Genomic DNA, 674 nt, shown 5'->3' on the forward strand with positions numbered 1-674 from the left:
TTTGCCCTGAGCGGAGCAGATACACCGTACTGAGCGAGCGCCAGTACGGGGTACCTTGCACACTGGTTGCCAAGTGTACCAATACGAGCACGTCGGTGCTTGGCGTCTGGTCGGGGACAAGCAATGGCGTAATGCTCTCTTGCGAGGAAACAATGCGCCCACTGGTGATACGGGCCTGCTCCACCTCAATCACCACGCCGGTGGGTAGGACCACCTGACGTGTCAACCCGTATGCATCCGCCACGTCAATGATTTCGTCACCACGTAGCTGAATTACAAACCGCGGACGGTAGAGCCAATCCGCGTACAATACGTCCCAACCTTCGACCACACGTACTCCCTTGTACGCGTCTACTTGTACTAACTTCATAGGTTACCTCCTTGCGTAATACTCACATGCATAACGTCCGACGCCATGTGTACCGTGGTACCGTCACGGTATACAACCCAACCATTCACCACCACGGGGATGACAGCGGTACTGTACACCTCCCACAGGTGGCGTATCGTTTGTAGATACCCGTCTACCGCAGACGGGGGAACAATGGTACTCAATGTGTGCGTAACCACGGATGCCTTGGTTGTCTTGTGAAATTCAACCTTTGGCGCAGTATACACGCGTAAGAACCACAGGATGGTGCGCACGTACTCGTCCTTCTGGAAGACGGTACGGA

Annotated in this window: 1 protein-coding gene; it reads right to left on the reverse strand. The window is 54.6% G+C overall.

All coding sequences use genetic code 11. The features are described from left to right. Positions 1-370, reverse strand: a 370-nt coding sequence (locus tag AC01ZF_RS17590) for a hypothetical protein (protein ID WP_476575559.1), incomplete at its 3' end; no start/stop codon positions are given. Positions 371-674 lie beyond the last annotated feature (304 nt).

Source organism: Chloroflexus sp. (genome assembly GCF_056331925.1).